This is a genomic window from Enterococcus olivae (genome assembly GCF_053760925.1).
Window position 1 is genome coordinate 39,092 of the sequence record NZ_JBSMVT010000014.1, and the last position, 17,283, is coordinate 56,374.

The following is a 17,283-nucleotide window of genomic DNA, read 5'->3' on the forward strand; positions in this document are numbered from 1 at the left end:
CTCGTGCACCATGCACGTAAATGATTGTAGACTGATTATGTATAGAGAAGGAATCAATTGTTTCACTATCTATTCACAAACTAGCATACAGAATTATTTTACACTTGCAGTTATTGTTTTGCAAGGATTCTTATGAATTATTATTCCCAAAAACCTTCTTCTCGCAAACTAACATAGCTGTCATTTCCGATGATCAAATGATCCAAAAGCTCAATCCCCATCATCTCCCCGCACTGTTTCAATCGTTGTGTGAACAAGCGGTCGTTTTCCGAAGGGCCAGGGGCACCGCTTGGATGGTTGTGACAGCAGATGATACGGGCAGCGCTACACCGTACCGCTTCTCGATAAATCTCGCGTGGATGCGCGATCGATTGGTTCAACGAGCCGATAAATAAGGTCTTGCGATAAATGATCTCATTCTTTGTGTTCAAGTACAGACAAATCAAATGTTCTTGATGAAAATCTTTCAATTCTTCGATCAGCTGTTGTGCCAAGCCAAAGCTGGATTGGACTTTGCCATATTTTTCTTGGACAGACTGATGCAGACGACTACCAAGCTCCATCATGGCTTTCAACTCGATTGCACGGATCTGTCCGACCCCTCGGATTTTCTGCAATTCGTTCAGACTGGCACTTTTCAATTCATAAAGCGTTGGAAATTCTTCGAGGATCAATCCAGAAAGCTCCACTACATTGTAGGGTTTGGAACCTGTTCGCAACAGGATCGCCAGTAATTCCTGATTGGATAAGGCTTTTTCTCCAAAATGAAGCAAACGTTCTCTAGGAAGAGAGCTTTGAGGAACAACGGTTTCTTTTTGCATAAAAAAACTCCTTTACGTATATTCATAAATAAATACGCAAAGGAGTTTCCAATCTTTTTGTTATTCTTCATCTGGTGTCATGATCATGGATAAGATCATGGGATGACGTTCGGTCTTTTCATATAAGAAAGGTTGAAGTGCGGCAGACATTGCCTCCCGCAGCTTGTATTCACTGCAGCCTGATTGATATAAAGCATCGCGCAAAGCGTGGAAAAGAATGCTTTGGCCCTCACTGATCATTTCTCCAGATTCCCGCATATAGACAAAACCGCGAGAAAGAATATCTGGACCTGCCAGAATTTCTTTTTTCTCAATGTCAACAGTCGCTACAGCCAGAACCAAGCCTTCTTCGGAAAGAATGCGACGGTCACGCAGGACGACATTGCCGATATCACCAATACCACTACCATCTACATAAACATCGCTAGCATTGAAATGACCAGCAACACGTGCAGTATCTGGTGTTAGTGCCAGCATATCGCCGTTTTCCATGATAAAACAGTTTTCTTTTGGAACGCCTGTGTCCTGTGCTAGCTGCGTATGGATTTTTAGCATACGAAACTCGCCGTGGACGGGCATAAAGTATTTCGGTTTCATCAAACGGAGCATCAGTTTTTGTTCTTCCTGACCACCGTGTCCAGAAGTATGGATGTTGTTTAGTTTTCCGTGGATCACTTTGGCACCGGATTCCAGTAGCAAGTTGATCAAATGATTGACACTTGTTGTGTTTCCAGGAATCGGAGAGCTAGAGAAGATCACGGTATCATCAGGATGGACATGAATCTGCCGATGCGTGCCATTGGCAATTCGACTCAAGGCAGCCATCGGTTCTCCTTGTGAACCTGTACATAAGATCATTGTCTCATTCGCTGGTAAACGATTGATTTCGCTGGCATCGACAAAGGTACCAGGAGGCACTTTGATATAGCCAAGTTTTTGACCGTTCACGATGGCATTTTCCATGCTTCGTCCAAAGACAGCGATTTTCCGACCCGTTTCTACTGCCGCATCTGCTGCTTGCTGCAAACGGAAAATATTGGAAGCGAAGCTGGCAAAAATAATTCGACCTTCGACTTTCTCGAAAATTTTAATGATCGACGAACCGATCGTCTTTTCTGATTTGGTAAATGTAGGAATTTCAGCGTTGGTACTGTCCGAAAGCAAGCACAAGACACCTTCTTCACCAATCTTAGCCATTTTGTGCAGATTGGCTGGTTCTCCAACAGGTGTGAAATCAAATTTGAAATCTCCTGTTGCTACGATATTTCCACAAGGGGTCTTCACAACGACTCCCAGTGCATCTGGAATACTGTGGGTTGTACGGAAGAAGCTGACGGATATTTTACGGAAACGAATCACTGTGTCTTCATGGATCTCATGTAATTCTGCATCGCGCAACAGTCCATGTTCATCTAACTTGTTTGTGATCAAAGCCAATGCTAGTGGTCCTGCATAAATCGGGATATTTACTTGTCGCAACAAATAAGGAATCCCACCGATATGGTCTTCATGACCGTGGGTAACGACTAGAGCTTTGACTTTTTGAAGGTTTTGGACGATATAGCTGTAGTCGGAAATGACATAGTCAATACCAAGCAGTTCATCTTCAGGAAATTTGATCCCTGCATCAATCAAGATGATCTCGTCTTGGAATTGAACCCCATAACAGTTTTTTCCGATTTCTCCTAAGCCGCCAATCCCGAATACACCGGTCTCGTTGTTTTTAAGAGATACTTTCATCTTAAAACTCCGTCAATTGGAAATCAGTATGTTCTTTTTCATACTCAAGATGATTTCCTTCTAATGGATAGACAAGCTCGATATTATATGGGGTATTGTCTTCTACTAATTTTCGAGCAGCGACTTCGTTCTCCGCTTCGATGTACAAAACATGTGTATGCTCTCTTTTTGGGTTGCGTTCTTTTGTTTCTTGATAAAAAACTTTAAAAATCATGTGTGTTTATCTCCTTTATCTGCAAATTGCAGTTTGTTGATCGTTTGGCGCTTGAATTCCTACGCGCAACAAACTCACGGTCAACTTGAAAAGTGACCTGAGGGAAGTGGAACTTTGCTAAGATGCTTTTTTTCAGACGTTATGTGAGAAAAAAAGAGAAAGCCTAGTCTGTGCTTTCCGATTGTTCAACGTAAAAAATTCAACCGAGTCGATAATCTTTCTTCCTAGTTTATCATACAACGTAAAATAAGTATAGAAACTAGAAAAAATGAAAACAGTTTTCTGAGTGGGAAAGTGACTTTTTGTTAGACAAGTCTGTTTGAAAATCTTCTCAACGATAGGTGCTCAAATTTTGAGTCATTCAAATACTTAAAGGCAAAATGAGTCCTTTCTTTTCTGATAAATGATCTGGATGTTTCGCTAATATAGACTGTAAATACAGATAAAAGAGAGTCCTTTTTTATGAAGGAAACAGAAAGATTAAAACTAAATGAAGGAGGCGTTGTAAATTTCAGAAAGATGATTCGTCAAGGTTTTCTTAAAAATTTTCCTGTGCTATATTAAAAGTAATTGCATATTTAAAGGAGGAATTACGTTGAAGTTAATGTTTCGTTACACGATGAAAAACAAGAAATGGCTCTTGTTTAATTTCATTTGTGTATTTGGATTTATTTTAATTGAACTAGGACTGCCAACATTATTAGCTCGCATGATCGATGTAGGGATCGCGAATAACGACGGAGACTACGTAAAAAAAATAGGGTTAGCGATGGTCGGAATCGTAGTTGTCGGTATCATTATGAATATTATGCTCGGGTATTTTACCACACGGATCACAACCAATATGACCGCGGATATTCGTGACGATTTGTTCGAAAAGATCCAAGGGTATTCCCATAATGAATACGAGCAAATCGGCGTCTCATCATTGATTACACGAGTGACCAATGATGCTTACCAAATCATGCTGTTCATGCAGAACATTTTGCGAATCGGTTTTATGACACCGATGATGTTTGGTGTCAGCTTGTACATGGTTATTCGCACGAGTCGTAGCTTAGGCTGGTATGTATTAGGAGCACTGCCGTTTTTGCTGATCGGTATCCTTGCGATTGCCCGTATCTCTGAACCACTGTCACAAAAACAGCAAAAAAATCTAGACAAGATCAATGGGATTTTACGTGAAAACTTATCTGGATTGCGGGTTATTCGCGCATTCGTCAATGAAAAATTTGAAGAAAAACGTTTTGAAAATGTGAATGATGCGTATACTGCAAGTTCGAAAAGTCTGTTCCGTCTGATGGCTGTGGCCCAACCGGCCTTTTTCTTTTTGTTCAATATTGTAATGATTATGATCATTTGGAGTGGTAGTGTTCAAATCGATGCAGGAGAATTGCGTGTGGGTGACTTGATTGCTTTTATTGAATACATCTTCCATGCTTTGTTCTCATTTTTGCTGTTCTCAACAGTGTTTATGATGTACCCAAGAGCGGCCGTTTCAGCCAATCGTATCCAAGAGGCCTTCGATATCGACCCAATCATCAAGGACAAAAAAGATGGCGTGACTGAAACGCAAACCAAAGGCTATATCGAATTCAAAAATGTGACCTTCGCTTATCCAGGACCGTCTCAAACACCAGTCATTCGTGACATCAGCTTTACTGCCAAACCAGGAGAAACGGTTGCCTTTATCGGAAGTACCGGTAGTGGGAAGTCTACGCTGATCCAGCTGATCCCGCGTTTCTTTGATGTGAGTGAAGGTCAAGTACTGATTGACGGTGTCGATGTTCGTGACTATCAACTGGACGCTTTGCGGAACAAAATCGGATTTATTCCTCAGAAAGCCTTGCTGTTTACGGGAACGATTGCAGATAACCTGCGCTATGGAAAAGAAGAAGCGAATCTGCAGGATATGGATCGTGCGATCGACATTGCGCAGGCAAAGGAATTTATTTCTCGTTTATCAGAGGGCTACGATACACCAGTATCTGAGGGAGGGACAAACTTCTCAGGTGGACAAAGACAGCGTCTGGCAATCGCTCGTGCGGTCATTCGCGAACCGGAAATCTATATTTTTGACGACAGCTTCTCTGCATTAGACTACGCGACAGATGCTCGCTTGCGTGAGCGTTTGAAAGAAGAGACCACTGAATCAACGACGCTGATCGTGGCTCAACGTGTGGGAACGATCATGCACGCCGACAAGATCATCGTTTTAAACGAAGGTGATGTCGTGGGCATGGGAACCCACAGAGAATTGTTGGAAAACTGTTCTATTTATTATGATATTGCTGCATCACAGCTATCGGAGGAGGAATTAGCTAAATGAAATCTTTGAATTCATTAAAACGTTTGAGTCAATATATCAAGCCTTACAAAATTGTCTTCTTCCTAGTGATGTTCTTTACCCTTGCAACAGTTGCATTTAATGCGGCAATGCCTTATGTTACGGGTCTACCAATGACAGAGATCGCTCACAACATCTCTCAAGGAGAAGCGATCAACTTTCCATATATCAGAAAAACACTCGTGTGGCTCTTTATTGTTGGGATCGGTTATGCGATGTCTCAATTGCTTTCAGGGGTCTTGATCACGAATGTCGTGCAATCTGCGATGAAGGATCTACGTCAGGACATTGATAAAAAAATCAATCGACTGCCGGTCTCTTATTTTGATACCAATCAGCAAGGAGACGTACTTTCTAGAGTAACCAACGATGTAGACGTGGTCAGTGGGGCGATGCAACAGGCCTTGATCGGTATCGTAAATGCCATCTTGAGTATTGTGATGGCGGTTGGCATGATGTTTTACATCAATACCTTCATGGCACTGTTGGCAGTGATCATGATTCCGGCTGCTTTGTTGATCTCACGCTTTATTGTGTCTAAGTCGCAAAATTATTTTAACAGTATGCAAGATGCATTGGGAGATATGAACGGTTATGTTCAGGAAAACATGACTGGTTTCAATGTGTTGAAAGTATACGGACGTGAAAAACAGACATTGGAAGGCTTTAAAAACGCCAACCATAAATTGAAATATTATGGCTTTAGAGCAGCTTTTGTCTCTGGGTTAATGATGCCGCTCGTTCAAATGACAGCGTATCTTGCCTATATCGTCATTGCTGTTTTAGGAAGTTTTTATGTAATAGGCGGTGTGATCGTTGTCGGTCAGTTGCAAGCCTTTATTCAATATATCTGGCAAGTCAGTCAGCCGATGGGGAATATCACACAGTTGTCAGCAGTACTTCAAAGTGCTTCTGCTGCGTCCAGACGTGTCTTTGAAATCCTGGACGAACCCGAAGAATCCGTCAATAAAGTCGATGTTCCATTGCCAGACAAAGTAGAGGGAGATGTGATTTTTGAGAATGTCAGCTTCTCCTACAGTCCTGAGAAAAAATTGATCGAGAACTTGAATTTTTCTGTTAAAGCTGGACAAACAGTGGCAGTCGTTGGTCCAACTGGTGCTGGGAAAACGACCTTGATCAATCTCTTGATGCGCTTTTATGAGGTCGATGAAGGAGCAATCAAAATCGATGGTGTGAATACGAAACACATGTCAAGAAGCGATGTGCGTTCATTGTTTGGAATGGTCTTACAGGATGCTTGGTTATATGAAGGAACGATCGCAGACAACATTCGTTTTGGGAAACTTGGCGCGACAGATTATGAAGTCGTCGATGCTGCCACAACAGCCAATGTCGATCACTTTATTCGGACGATGCCTGAGGGATACGAAATGGTCATCAATTCAGAAGGTGACAATGTCTCATTAGGACAAAAACAATTAATGACGATTGCTCGTGCAGTGATCTCTGATCCAAAAATTCTGATTTTAGATGAGGCAACTAGCTCGGTCGACACTCGTTTAGAAGCACTGATCCAAAAAGCAATGGATAAAGTCATGGAGGGCCGGACCAGCTTTGTGATCGCTCACCGTCTGTCGACGATCCGTGATGCTGATTTGATCCTGGTCATGGATCAAGGATCGATCATTGAACAAGGCAATCACGAAACTTTACTGGCAAAAGATGGCTTCTATGCCAATTTGTACAACAGTCAGTTTTCTGAAGAAGCAGAATAAGAAAGAGGAGTTTGAAGTCATAGGATTTCAAACTCTTTTTTTTCGAGGACCAGACCATGATATACTTGAAAAAATAGGAGAATATTCACAACGTTAAGCGGAAAAGAAAAGGAGCGCAAACCATGTCAAATTTTATTGCAAAGAATGCAGTTGTTATCGGAGATGTGATTTTAGGGAAAGACGTTACTGTATGGTACAACAGTGTGATTCGTGGCGATGCAAATTTCATCAAGATCGGTGATCGCACAAATATCCAGGATGGAACGATCATTCACGTGGATCATGATGCCCCAACAGAGATTGGCAAAGATATCACTGTCGGGCATCAGTGTATGCTACACGGCTGTAAAATTGAAGATGGTGCACTGATTGGGATGAGCAGTATTGTCTTGAATCATGCGGTGATCGGTGAGAACAGCCTGATCGGTGCAGGATCTCTGGTGACTGAAGGAACAGTCATTCCACCGAATGTACTAGTATTTGGCCGTCCAGCAAGAGTTATTCGACCACTGACACCAGAAGAAATTGAAGCGAATCGGCAAAATATTATACATTATTGTGAAATGGGACAAGCTCATCAACAAGGAGAATTCAAAGAGTTATAATGGATGATCGCTTGTTAATAAAATTGTGCCACTGCCTGACATCATCTGCTTAGGGGCAGGGTGAGACTCACTTTGCAGTGAAGTGTGGATGCAAAGAATAGCTGGCCAAGTTTTTTTCAAAATAAGGTTTCCTTTTAAGCAGGTTTCGTGTAAAGTGAACAAGAGAATGAAACGAGGAAGGAACAAGACGTTGAAAGCATTTTTTTTAAAGACGGGTATGTTAGCTGTACTAGGAGTAGGGATTTGTTTCGGTCAATGGGGATCACTGGTTCCAGCAAATACGCTATGGGTGATGGCAGAAGAGAATGACTATGAATATGTCAGTGTGACAGGGAAGAACCTTGTCGTTTATCAAGATGCCGGGAAGACGATCGCTTCTAAAGTAGAAATCGAACCCAATCAAACGTTTCTAGTCAAAGAAACTCAATCAAAAGGGATTATCAATTATTTGGCGATCCATGATGCCAAACGATTGATTGGTTATATTGATGCGTCGCAGGTCACCAAGGCAGAAGGCCCGGAAGGCATCGAAAAAATTCTGAGAGACTATGTAGAAATCGTTGATCCAACAGAAATCTATGAAGATTTTGAATGGAAGGTCATTGGAGACACGAAGGATCGGATCGGCGAGACGTATCGGGTAAAAAGTTTATTTTCTCATTTCAATGGAGATGTCTATTTGTCCTTGTACGATATAGACAATCAGTGGGTTGGTTATGTCGATCAAGATGCGACGATCAGTAGTGATCGCCAATCTTTTGCTTCTGGGCAGACAAAAACCACAGAAACCACCGCATCTGATCTATCTGAAGAGACCGAAGAATCGATCCGAAGAGAGCCTGCTGACACCAGTCGAGGAACGATGGCGGATCATGAAGAAGTCGTTGCGAATGTCGATAAACATTTTATCACTAGCTCAACGAATCTTTCCAGAGTTTCTAATAGCCCTTCTAGACCTTCGACTGTTCGTCAAACAGTAGCTACATCAACAACAGGTGAGATCACTTGGACCAACAATGCTTCTTTTGTCGAGGCGATTGCTCCAGAAGCGCAAAAATTAGCAGACGAATATGGCTTGTATCCTTCGGTCATGATCGCTCAAGCAATCTTGGAATCTGGCTTTGGTGCTAGTAAGCTGTCAAAAGAAGCCAATAACTTATTCGGAATCAAGTACAGCAAATCAGATGCCGGACGTTTTGCTTCCTATGATATTCCATCGGACGAAGTGATCAACGGTGTTCGTGTGACCTTGCCCGCTTCCTTTAGAAAGTATGAGACTGTGGCTGATTCGTTGCAGGACAATGCCAAACTACTGGCCAACGGTTTAAGCTACAATGCCAAATTCTATCAGGGTGCTTGGCGATCCAATGCAGCGACCTATCAAGAGGCCACTCGTGCATTGACAGGAAAATACGCGACAGATCCAGACTATCACACGAAATTGAACAAGCTGATCGAAAATTGGAATCTGGCACAATATGATTAAAAAAAAAGACTGAAACGTTGACGTTTCAGTCTTTTTTCTTATCTGTTGACCATTACTTCGTCGATCAAGCCGTATTTTTTTGCTTCTTCCGCAGACATAAAATTGTCGCGGTCGGTATCTTTTTCGATGACTTCGATCGGCTGACCGGTACGCTCGGCTAAGATTTTGTTTAAGCGTTCGCGTGTTTTCAAGATATGACGTGCAGCGATCTCGATCTCTGTTGCTTGTCCTTGGGCACCGCCAAGTGGTTGGTGAATCATGATCTCGGCATTCGGCAAGGCAAAGCGTTTGCCTTTCGTACCCGCTGTCAACAAGAAACTTCCCATTGAAGCAGCCATACCCATGACGATCGTTTGAACATCGGCTTTCACGAAGTTCATCGTGTCATAGATCGCCAGACCAGCAGTCACGCTACCGCCTGGAGAATTGATATACAAGTAGATATCTTTTTCTGAATCTTGTGCATCCAAGAATAATAATTGTGAGATGATCGAGTTGGCTAAATCATCGGTTACTTGACCACTCAACATGATAATACGATCTTTTAATAGGCGAGAGTAAATGTCATACGCTCTTTCTCCACGAGATGATTGTTCAATAACTGTAGGAATTAAATTCATCTAAGGGATCCTCCTTCAATTCTGACTAGATTGATAAATGACTGTTGCTAAGAGCAACCTTTATCTAAATGTAAGTATACACACAAGGTCAATAAAGGTCAAATAGAAAATCTTGGGTAAATAAAAGAAAAATATGATAAGATGGATAGAAAGAAAAACGAAAGGAGAAAGCAAGTGACTGAATTTTTTATTGGGATGATTGGTGTCGTTATCGGAGCGTTACTTACTGTGGTGGCCTTCAATCTACGCATCCGCTACGATGAACGCAAGGAAGCACAACGACGACTGTTGGAGCATAAAGTCAAGGAAATCGAGACTTTGGTACTTTTAAATAAAAAAATCATTGAGGTCCTGGAAAAACGGATCGTGATGATGGACAAGTATGTGAGCTTCGATGCCTTTGATGATTGCTATATTACGGTAGATGATTATATCTATCTACAGTCCTTTGCTGCTCAAAACAGCTTTTATCTGCCAAATTACTTTTTGGAAGAATTCTTTAAAAAAATCGCCACCCGCAAAGTTGTTCTTTCGCCAGAAGAGGTTGTGGCGATCGGTGGTTATACCTTCAAAGGTGGACGTGTGTTGATGGAGCAGTTCTCAGATCAGCTGACAGAGATGGTCTATGAGCGCAAAGTCCAAATGCAACAAATGTCAGAAAAACCAATGACTTACTTTTCAAAGGCTTTATAGGAATCAAATGAGACAAAGAGAAATTGAAGATGGCTATTCAATTTCTCTTTTTTTGAATTTACAGGTTAAGACATGTTAGAATAACTCTGATTGGAGTGAACAGGAATGAAGATTTTTGCTCATCGCGGAAGCAGTGGGACACGTCCAGAAAATACTTTGCCGGCTTTTGCAGAAGCCGTTCGTTTAGGTGCAGACGGTATTGAGTTGGACGTTCAATTAACAAAAGACGGAGAACTCATCGTGATGCATGATGAAGAGGTGAATCGCACCACTGATGGCAGAGGTGCGATTCTGTCAAAAACATTGTCAGAGATCAAGGAATTGAATGCCGGCAGCTGGTTTGATGAAAAATATGCTTCTACAAAAGTACCGACTTTAAAAGAAGTATTAGACCTGTTGGTGACTCGAAATTATCGCGGCATGCTGGCGATCGAACTGAAAACAGACAAAGAACCTTATCCGGGAATCGAAGAGAAAGTGTCACAATTACTGACTAGTCAAGAGTGGCCCTTCACTTATGGATATAGTAGTTTTAATATGTCCACTTTGGAAAGAATCCATCTTTTGGAACCAGAAACGCAGATTGATTTTATTATGGGCAAATCAGAGAAGAAGCCGCCAATGGCTTTGGAGCGATCCTTTATTCAGGGCTTGCATCCAGATATACGTTGGGTTTGGAAGCACCAAGATGAAATCAGAGAATTTCCTTTGGCTGTCAGACCTTGGACGGTCAATAAAAAAGCGGAAATCAAATGCTGCATCGATTGCGGTGTCGCTGGAATCTTCACTGACTTTCCTGAAAAAGCATTAGAAGTAAAAAGAAATGATCGATAGAGGGATAAAATGGAAAAAGTGTTAGTGATCGTCGGACCAACGGCTGTTGGCAAGACTGCTTTAAGTATACAATTGGCCCAAAAGTACCAGGGTGAGATCATCAGTGGGGATTCGATGCAAATTTATCGTGGTTTGGATATCGGAACAGCGAAAGTTACAGCGGAAGAAGCCGCTGGAATTCCCCATCATTTGATCGACATTCGGGAAATCACCGAATCCTACTCTGTATCTGAATTTCAAAAAGAAGCGCGTCGTCAGATCAGCGAGATTCAGCAGCGGGGACATCTGCCGATCGTCGTTGGCGGAACGGGTCTGTACATTCAGGCGCTACTCTATGATTTCCAGTTGGGTGGCGAACAGCAAGTAGTAGATACGAGTATCCGTGAAAAGTACCAGCAGTTTGCCCAGCAAAAAGGCAATCAGGCTTTGTGGGAACTGTTGAAAGCCAAAGATTCACTGGCGGCTGAAAAAATCCATTGGAACAATCAGCGCAAAGTAATTCGTGCGTTGGAAGTGATCGAGACCACCGGTGAAAGTATTGCAGCGCCTAAAAAAGAGCCCCAACGACTCTATGATTACTTTTTGATCGGTTTGACCACTGATCGGGAGCGCTTGTACGAACGAATCAATTTGCGTGTTGACTTGATGATGACAGCGGGCTTACTTGAAGAAGCAGCACAGATCAAAGACTTTCCAGAGGCACAGGCTGCGTTGGGCATCGGCTACAAAGAGTTTTTCCCTTATTTTGCGGGACAGGCAACATTGGCAGAGACTGCAGAGGAGATCAAGCTACACTCACGTCGCTATGCCAAACGACAATTGACATGGTTTCGTAATCGCCTGTCACCGTATTGGGTGGATCTCGTTGATAAACCAGAGACGTTGCCTCAATTAGAGTCAGACATCCAAAAATGGCTGGAGGAATAAAAATGGAAGCACAAGAACGTATTATTTTAGTGGGCGTTGAAACAGAAGCAAACTACCGGCATTTCGAAGAATCGATGACGGAATTGAAGAGCTTGACCAAAACAGCAGAAGGAGAAGTCGTTTTCTCTTTGATCCAGCGCAGGCCTCAAGTCGATCGACAAACGGTGATCGGCAAGGGCAAGTTGGAGGAGCTGCAGCAGCTGGCAGATGCCCATGAAGCAGATCTAATTATCTTCAACCATGAACTAACCCCTCGTCAAAGCCAATTGATTGGCGATGCTGTGGGTCTACCAGTGATCGATCGAGTCCAGCTGATCTTAGATATTTTTGCGATGCGGGCACGTTCGAAAGAAGGCAAGCTACAAGTGGAACTGGCACAGCTGGAATACTTGCTGCCTCGATTGATCGGACAAGGAAAAAACATGTCTCGTTTAGGCGGAGGGATCGGTACACGAGGTCCTGGTGAAACCAAACTGGAAACCGACCGCCGTCATATCCGTAACAAGATCACGGTCATCAAAAAGGAATTAAAAGAAGTAGAAAAGCACCGAGAACGCACCAGACAAAAACGCAAAGACAATCAAACCTTCCAGATTGGACTGATCGGCTATACGAATGCAGGAAAATCAACGATTCTGAATATTCTGACCAGTGCACAGACCTACGAGCAGGACCAGTTGTTTGCAACCTTGGATCCCTTAACGAAAAAATGGCGCCTGCCAGAAGGTTTTGAAGTGACTGTCACCGATACGGTAGGCTTTATCCAAGATTTACCGACACAGTTGATCGATGCCTTTCATTCGACCCTGGAGGAAAGCCAAAACATGGATCTGCTCTTACATGTAGTAGATGCTAGTGCTGAAAATCGAATCCAGCAGGAAGAAACGGTATTGAATTTAATGAATCAGTTAGACCTAGCAGGTTTGCAGATGTTGACCATCTACAACAAAGCAGACAAAATAGATGCGGAACAGTTTGTACCAACGCTATTTCCAAATGTGTTGATTTCTGCGAAAAGCTCAAAAGGTAAGGAAGCTCTGAGTGATGCGATCAAATTACTTTTAATGGAAGTTTTGGAACCGTATCATTTGTCGTTAGGACAGGATGAAGGAACCGTGTTGAATCGGTTGAAAAGGGAAACGCTTTTACTGTCGGCTGACTATGAGGAAGAAAGACAAGTCTATCAATTGAAAGGCTTTGCTCAGCCTAATTCGTACGCTCTGCGTCGGATGGAGGAAGAATAGTCTAAGAAAAGAATTACTTTGGTATAGGTGGATCCAAAAAGAAAGCAGAAAATCTCGTGTAAAGAAGCGACAAATGGCAGTTGTTGAATGAGGCTAACAAACTTTCAGTGCGAGAAGCTTTTAATGTTAGCCGTAGAATAGACGTGAAAAGACTTTCAAGTGTCAAATTAGAGCAGGTTTTTTTACGATTAAAGCTAGTGTGAAGCTTGGCAGTCTTGAAACGACCGGATCAAGTAAAATTCGCGAAGGATTGCCGTGAAGCATTCTTTGTAAAAGTGACTGTGAATTGTAACGTAAAATGACTTTCGATGTTATATTTCCTTACATAATTGGTTGACGAATAAAAAAATTATTGCTATATTTACTCTATATTTATTCGTTGATCCATATGAAAGAGAGGGATGAAGTCATGCGAGAAAAAGAACTGAGACGTTCGATGTCAGTATTTCCAATTGGTACAGTTATGAAGCTGACGGATTTGACTGCTCGTCAAATTCGTTATTACGAGGAACAAAATTTGATTCACCCAGAAAGAAGTGAAGGCAATCGTCGAATGTATTCACTGAATGATATTGATACCTTGTTAGAAATCAAAGATTACCTCTCTGATGGACTGAATATGGCAGGGATCAAACGAGTGTATGAAATGAAAAAAGCCGAGGAACAGGCAGCTAGAGAAAAGAAACCATTGACCGACAAAGATGTTCGTCGAATTTTTTATGATGAAATCTTGTCTCAAGGTGGGTTGAGTCATCCAAACCCACATCCAAACAACGGGCGGCCGCGCCTGTAGTAAAGAGTAAATGAAAAAATAAAAGGACGGGATAATATGCCAAGAGTGGACTACACTGCAGAACAAATTAAACAAATTGCCGAAGAGGAGAACGTTCGATTTTTACGATTGATGTTCACCGACATTATGGGAACGATCAAAAACGTGGAAGTTCCGGTCAGCCAACTAGATAAAGTATTAGAAAATAAAATGATGTTTGACGGTTCTTCTATTGAAGGATTTGTTCGTATTGAGGAAAGCGATATGAACCTCTACCCAGATTTGTCTACATGGATGATTTTTCCTTGGGAGACTGATCATGGAAAAGTGGCTCGTTTGATTTGCGATGTATACAATCCGAATGGCACTCCTTTTCAAGGAGATCCTCGCGGAAACTTGAAACGTGTCTTAAAAGGAATGCATGATCTAGGCTTTACTTCCTTTAACTTAGGACCAGAACCGGAATTCTTCTTATTCAAATTAGATGAAGATGGCGAAATCACCACCGATTTAAATGATAAAGGCGGTTATTTTGACTTCGCACCAACAGACATGGGAGAAAACTGCCGTCGAGACATCGTGCTTGAATTGGAAAGAATGGGCTTTGAAGTCGAAGCTTCTCACCATGAGACTGCACCAGGACAGCATGAAATCGATTTTAAATATGCAGAAGTGATTGAAGCCTGTGACAACATCCAGACCTTCAAATTAGTGGTCAAAACGATCGCACGCAAGCATGGTCTACACGCAACCTTCATGCCAAAACCTTTATTTGGTATCGCGGGTTCAGGGATGCACTGCAACATGTCTTTATTCCAAGGGGAAGAGAACGTGTTCTTTGATCCGAAGGGTGATATGCAGTTAAGCAAAACAGCCTATCAATTTTTAGCGGGATTGATCGAACATGCCCGGGCTTATACAGCAGTCTGCAATCCAACAATCAATTCTTACAAACGTTTGATTCCAGGATTTGAAGCGCCGGTTTACGTGGCGTGGTCAGGTCACAATCGTTCACCGTTGATTCGTGTGCCAGAGTCTCGCGGTTTGTCGACACGTCTGGAATTACGTTCAGTTGATCCGACAGCCAACCCTTATTTGGCTATGGCTGTTTTACTTGAGGCTGGCTTGGACGGTATCCGTCGCAAGCTGACACCACCGGAAGCAGTTGACCGCAATATTTATGTCATGACGGAAGAAGAACGTGAGCTAGCTGAAATTTATGATCTGCCGTCAACTCTCCACAATGCGATCAAGCAATTACGCAAAAGTCCGACAGTAATTGATGCCTTAGGTGAACATATCTATGGAAACTTTGTTGAAGCAAAACGAATGGAATGGGCAGCTTATCGCCAGTCGGTTTCTGAGTGGGAAAGAGAACAATATTTGGAACTTTATTAATAACATGACAGTGAGAGAAGCCTAATTCAAAGGCTTCTCTTGTGTTTTTCAGAAAGTTTCCAAATGTGTTGACAAGCATAGGGAAAGAGTATATTATTTTTTTTGGGCACTCTTAAAAAGAGTCGATAAGCAGAAAATACGCTCCCTATTCAATGATCGATTTGGATAGGGAGCTTTTGTATTTGAACAGCTGTCGTTCCTTCCCAAAAACAGAGAAGGGGTTTTTATTAATGACAAAATACATTTTCGTAACAGGTGGCGTTGTTTCTTCTATTGGAAAAGGGATTGTCGCAGCATCGCTAGGCCGTTTACTAAAAAATCGTGGATTGAAAGTAACGATCCAAAAATTTGATCCATACATCAATGTCGATCCAGGAACCATGAGTCCGTATCAGCATGGCGAAGTTTTTGTAACAGATGATGGCGCAGAAACAGATTTGGATTTGGGACACTATGAACGTTTTATTGACATCAGCTTAAATCAGTATTCCAACGTGACGACAGGGAAGGTTTATTCAGAAGTCTTACGCAAAGAACGTAAAGGTGAATACTTGGGGGCAACAGTTCAGGTGATTCCTCATATCACCAATGAGATCAAAGACAAGATTATGCGAGCTGCCACAACGACGGATGCAGACATCATCATCACAGAAGTTGGCGGAACTGTTGGAGATATTGAGTCTCTACCATTCTTGGAGGCTTTGCGTCAAATGAAAGCCGACGTAGGGGCTGAAAATGTGCTGTATATTCATACGACGTTGATTCCTTACTTGAAGGCTGCCGGAGAAATGAAGACCAAACCAACTCAGCACAGTGTCAAAGAGTTGCGCAGTTTAGGGATCCAACCAAATATTTTAGTTGTTCGGGCAGAACAGCCAGTTTCTCAGGGCACCAAAAACAAACTGGCTCAATTTTGTGATGTGGCGCCAGAAGCCGTGGTCGAATCTTTGGACGTCGACACACTGTACTCTATTCCATTGAACCTACAAAAACAGAAAATGGATCAGATCGTTTGTGATCAGTTAAAAATCGATGCACCAGAAGCAGACATGACAACATGGAAAGCACTGGAAGAAAAAGTATTGAACTTGAAGAAAACGGTTCGTATCGCATTGGTCGGAAAATACGTCGAGTTACCAGATGCCTACCTTTCAGTAGTTGAAGCGTTGAAACATGCTGGCTTTACAGACGATACAGATATTGACATCGATTGGGTCAGAGCATCAGATATTACAGAAGACAACGTGGCAGAACGATTGAAGGATGCGGATGGTATTTTAGTACCTGGTGGCTTCGGAGACCGTGGGATCGAAGGAAAAATCGAAGCGATCCGTTATGCTCGCGAGAAGGATGTTCCTTTCCTAGGGATCTGTTTGGGTATGCAAATGGCCTGTGTAGAATTTGCTCGCAATGTCGTGGGACTGAAAGATGCTCATTCGGCTGAGACAGAACCAAAAACACCTCATAATATTATTGATCTGATGGAAGATCAGGAAAATATTGAGAACTTGGGTGGAACCCTTCGTTTAGGTTTGTATCCTTGCAAATTAAAAGCAGGTAGTAAAACAGCTGCGGCGTATCAAAATGCCGAAATGGTGGAAGAACGTCATCGTCATCGCTATGAGTTCAACAATGCTTACCGTGAACAGTTTGAGGCCAATGGATTCGTCTTTTCCGGTGTATCACCAGATGACCGCTTGGTAGAGATTGTAGAGATCCCTGAGAATAAATTCTTTGTGGGTTGCCAGTTCCATCCGGAATTAGTTTCTAGACCGAACCGTCCACAATCCTTGTTCCAAGCCTTTATTGATGCATCGTTAGACAATCAAAAATAGTCATTTTCGAA

General features: G+C 42.3%; 15 protein-coding genes. 11 read left to right on the plus strand and 4 right to left on the minus strand.

Annotated elements, in window-relative coordinates; all coding sequences use genetic code 11:
• Positions 1-140: 140 nt before the first annotated feature.
• Genes radC through ACWODM_RS09990 form a run of 3 tightly spaced genes read right to left on the minus strand, consistent with a single transcriptional unit; the run spans position 141 to position 2,775 of the window.
• On the minus strand, positions 141-821 hold the full coding sequence (gene radC, locus ACWODM_RS09980) for a RadC family protein (RefSeq protein ID WP_455321236.1): 681 nt from the start codon (positions 819-821) through the stop codon (positions 141-143).
• Positions 822-881: 60 nt separating this feature from the next.
• Entirely contained in the window at positions 882-2,561 is a 1,680-nt protein-coding gene (rnjA, locus tag ACWODM_RS09985; RefSeq protein WP_455321237.1) for a ribonuclease J1, read from the minus strand.
• A gap of 1 nt (position 2,562) precedes the next feature.
• Positions 2,563-2,775, minus strand: coding sequence for a DNA-directed RNA polymerase subunit epsilon (locus ACWODM_RS09990; protein ID WP_455321238.1), 213 nt, complete (start codon positions 2,773-2,775; stop codon positions 2,563-2,565).
• Between the two features lie 595 nt (positions 2,776-3,370).
• On the opposite strand from ACWODM_RS09990, the gene ACWODM_RS09995 reads away from it, so the two are divergent.
• The 4 genes from ACWODM_RS09995 to ACWODM_RS10010 all read left to right on the plus strand — a co-directional run bounded on the left by ACWODM_RS09995 (position 3,371) and on the right by ACWODM_RS10010 (position 8,949).
• Complete coding sequence (locus tag ACWODM_RS09995) at positions 3,371-5,104, plus strand: ABC transporter ATP-binding protein (RefSeq protein WP_455321239.1); 1,734 nt, start codon at positions 3,371-3,373, stop codon at positions 5,102-5,104.
• Complete coding sequence (locus tag ACWODM_RS10000; protein ID WP_455321240.1) at positions 5,101-6,858, plus strand: ABC transporter ATP-binding protein; 1,758 nt, start codon at positions 5,101-5,103, stop codon at positions 6,856-6,858. Before ACWODM_RS09995 ends, ACWODM_RS10000 begins: the two co-directional genes overlap by 4 nt.
• Positions 6,859-6,980: 122 nt before the next feature.
• The gene (locus ACWODM_RS10005; protein ID WP_455321241.1) at positions 6,981-7,463 is read left to right on the plus strand and encodes a gamma carbonic anhydrase family protein; all 483 of its coding nucleotides are present in this window, start codon (positions 6,981-6,983) and stop codon (positions 7,461-7,463) included.
• Positions 7,464-7,653: 190 nt separating this feature from the next.
• A complete protein-coding gene (locus ACWODM_RS10010) occupies positions 7,654-8,949 on the plus strand; it encodes a glycoside hydrolase family 73 protein (protein ID WP_455321242.1) in 1,296 nt (431 codons plus the stop codon).
• Between the two features lie 38 nt (positions 8,950-8,987).
• Here ACWODM_RS10010 and clpP read toward each other — a convergent pair whose 3' ends face one another.
• Complete coding sequence (clpP, locus tag ACWODM_RS10015; RefSeq protein ID WP_455321243.1) at positions 8,988-9,569, minus strand: ATP-dependent Clp endopeptidase proteolytic subunit ClpP; 582 nt, start codon at positions 9,567-9,569, stop codon at positions 8,988-8,990.
• Between the two features lie 141 nt (positions 9,570-9,710).
• Between clpP and ACWODM_RS10020 the strand changes: the two genes are divergently transcribed.
• The 7 genes from ACWODM_RS10020 to ACWODM_RS10050 all read left to right on the plus strand — a co-directional run bounded on the left by ACWODM_RS10020 (position 9,711) and on the right by ACWODM_RS10050 (position 17,272).
• Entirely contained in the window at positions 9,711-10,262 is a 552-nt protein-coding gene (locus ACWODM_RS10020) for a hypothetical protein (RefSeq protein WP_455321244.1), read from the plus strand.
• Between the two features lie 105 nt (positions 10,263-10,367).
• Entirely contained in the window at positions 10,368-11,096 is a 729-nt protein-coding gene (locus tag ACWODM_RS10025) for a glycerophosphodiester phosphodiesterase (protein ID WP_455321245.1), read from the plus strand.
• A gap of 9 nt (positions 11,097-11,105) precedes the next feature.
• Positions 11,106-12,023, plus strand: coding sequence for a tRNA (adenosine(37)-N6)-dimethylallyltransferase MiaA (gene miaA / locus ACWODM_RS10030; RefSeq protein ID WP_455321246.1), 918 nt, complete (start codon positions 11,106-11,108; stop codon positions 12,021-12,023).
• Positions 12,024-12,025: 2 nt separating this feature from the next.
• Positions 12,026-13,267, plus strand: coding sequence for a GTPase HflX (gene hflX, locus ACWODM_RS10035; RefSeq protein WP_455321247.1), 1,242 nt, complete (start codon positions 12,026-12,028; stop codon positions 13,265-13,267).
• Between the two features lie 409 nt (positions 13,268-13,676).
• Positions 13,677-14,060 carry a MerR family transcriptional regulator gene (locus ACWODM_RS10040; RefSeq protein ID WP_455321248.1) on the plus strand — a complete coding sequence of 128 codons (384 nt, stop codon included), beginning with the start codon at positions 13,677-13,679 and terminating at the stop codon, positions 14,058-14,060.
• A gap of 36 nt (positions 14,061-14,096) precedes the next feature.
• A complete protein-coding gene (gene glnA / locus ACWODM_RS10045; RefSeq protein WP_455321249.1) occupies positions 14,097-15,437 on the plus strand; it encodes a type I glutamate--ammonia ligase in 1,341 nt (446 codons plus the stop codon).
• Positions 15,438-15,667: 230 nt separating this feature from the next.
• A complete protein-coding gene (locus ACWODM_RS10050; protein WP_455321250.1) occupies positions 15,668-17,272 on the plus strand; it encodes a CTP synthase in 1,605 nt (534 codons plus the stop codon).
• The last annotated feature ends 11 nt before the right edge of the window (positions 17,273-17,283 follow it).

Excerpts from the sequence above, each read along its gene's own strand:
- radC (WP_455321236.1), bottom strand. The coding sequence starts at position 821 with ATGCAAAAAGAAACCGTTGTTCCTCAAAGCTCTCTTCCTAGAGAACGT.
- rnjA (WP_455321237.1), bottom strand. The coding sequence starts at position 2,561 with ATGAAAGTATCTCTTAAAAACAACGAGACCGGTGTATTCGGGATTGGC.
- ACWODM_RS09990 (WP_455321238.1), bottom strand. The coding sequence starts at position 2,775 with ATGATTTTTAAAGTTTTTTATCAAGAAACAAAAGAACGCAACCCAAAA.
- ACWODM_RS10000 (WP_455321240.1), top strand. The coding sequence starts at position 5,101 with ATGAAATCTTTGAATTCATTAAAACGTTTGAGTCAATATATCAAGCCT.
- ACWODM_RS10005 (WP_455321241.1), top strand. The coding sequence starts at position 6,981 with ATGTCAAATTTTATTGCAAAGAATGCAGTTGTTATCGGAGATGTGATT.
- clpP (WP_455321243.1), bottom strand. The coding sequence starts at position 9,569 with ATGAATTTAATTCCTACAGTTATTGAACAATCATCTCGTGGAGAAAGA.
- ACWODM_RS10020 (WP_455321244.1), top strand. The coding sequence starts at position 9,711 with ATGGATAGAAAGAAAAACGAAAGGAGAAAGCAAGTGACTGAATTTTTT.
- ACWODM_RS10025 (WP_455321245.1), top strand. The coding sequence starts at position 10,368 with ATGAAGATTTTTGCTCATCGCGGAAGCAGTGGGACACGTCCAGAAAAT.
- miaA (WP_455321246.1), top strand. The coding sequence starts at position 11,106 with ATGGAAAAAGTGTTAGTGATCGTCGGACCAACGGCTGTTGGCAAGACT.
- hflX (WP_455321247.1), top strand. The coding sequence starts at position 12,026 with ATGGAAGCACAAGAACGTATTATTTTAGTGGGCGTTGAAACAGAAGCA.
- ACWODM_RS10040 (WP_455321248.1), top strand. The coding sequence starts at position 13,677 with ATGCGAGAAAAAGAACTGAGACGTTCGATGTCAGTATTTCCAATTGGT.
- glnA (WP_455321249.1), top strand. The coding sequence starts at position 14,097 with ATGCCAAGAGTGGACTACACTGCAGAACAAATTAAACAAATTGCCGAA.
- ACWODM_RS10050 (WP_455321250.1), top strand. The coding sequence starts at position 15,668 with ATGACAAAATACATTTTCGTAACAGGTGGCGTTGTTTCTTCTATTGGA.